Origin of the sequence: Streptomyces sp. NPDC086023 (genome assembly GCF_044540325.1) — a bacterium.
Taxonomy (GTDB): domain Bacteria; phylum Actinomycetota; class Actinomycetes; order Streptomycetales; family Streptomycetaceae; genus Streptomyces.
Genome location: NZ_JBITRX010000053.1, coordinates 306 through 1,431, shown reverse-complemented (window position 1 = coordinate 1,431; position 1,126 = coordinate 306). Strand labels below are relative to the sequence as shown.

The 1,126-nt window shown below is 73.9% G+C and carries 1 rRNA gene and 1 pseudogene; one reads left to right on the top strand and one right to left on the bottom strand.

Annotated elements, in window-relative coordinates:
- Positions 1–91: ribosomal RNA gene (rrf, locus tag ACIF6F_RS37960) — 5S ribosomal RNA — on the top strand; the annotation flags it as partial.
- Positions 92–222: 131 nt separating this feature from the next.
- Here the strand turns inward: rrf and ACIF6F_RS37955 are convergent.
- Positions 223–1,126 (bottom strand): annotated as a pseudogene (locus ACIF6F_RS37955) (hypothetical protein); the annotation flags it as partial.

The window sequence follows — 1,126 nt, the reverse complement described above, 5'->3', positions numbered from 1 at the left end:
GCCCGGTTACATTTCGAACCCGGAAGCTAAGCCTTTCAGCGCCGATGGTACTGCAGGGGGGACCCTGTGGGAGAGTAGGACGCCGCCGAACAATCTTTCAAAGGACCCTTGGTCCCAGCGTTCACGCTGGGACCAAGGGTCCTTTTTGTTTATGCCTTTTGCCGAAGCGCGACCGCGGGCTGGTTGCGCGAGAATGATTGCGGCACCCCGAAGACAGGAGTCTCACCCATGTCCACCAACTCTCCCGACGATCGTCCGGAGCGCGAGCCTCGGCGTCGCGACGGCGACAGGGGCGGCTACCGCGGGGGCCGCGACGACCGCTCCGGTGGCGGCCAGCGTCGCGACGACGACCGCGGCGGTTATCGCGGCCGCGACGACCGCGGTGGCGACCGCGGTGGCTACGGCCGGCGCGAGGACCGTCCCCAGGGCGGCGGCTTCCGCCGGGACGACCGTCCGCAGGGCGGTGGCTACGGCCGGCGTGACGATCGTCCGCAGGGTGGTGGCTTCCGTCGTGACGACCGTGCGCCGCGTCGGGACGACGAGCGCGGTGGCTTCCGCCGCGACGACCGTCGGGACGACCGTGGTGGCGACCGTGGCGGCTACGGCCGGCGCGAGGACCGTCCGCAGGGTGGTGGCTTCCGTCGTGACGACCGTGCGCCGCGTCGGGACGACGAGCGCGGCGGCTTCCGCCGCGACGACCGTCCGCAGGGCGGTGGCTACGGCCGCCGGGACGACCGTCCCCAGGGCGGCGGCTTCCGCCGGGACGACCGCCCGCAGGGTGGTGGCTTCCGTCGTGACGACCGTCCGTCCGGCGGGTTCCGTCGTGACGACGAGCGTGGTGGCGACCGCGGTGGCTACGGCCGGCGCGAGGACCGTCCGCAGGGTGGTGGCTTCCGTCGTGACGACCGTGCCCCGCGTCGGGACGACGAGCGCGGCGGCTTCCGCCGCGACGACCGTCCGCAGGGCGGCGGCTACGGCCGCCGGGACGACCGTCCCCAGGGCGGCGGCTTCCGTCGCGATGACCGCCCGCAGGGTGGTGGCTTCCGTCGTGACGACCGTGCCCCGCGTCGGGACGACGAGCGCGGCGGCTTCCGCCGCGACGACCGTCCGCAGGGCGGCGGCTACG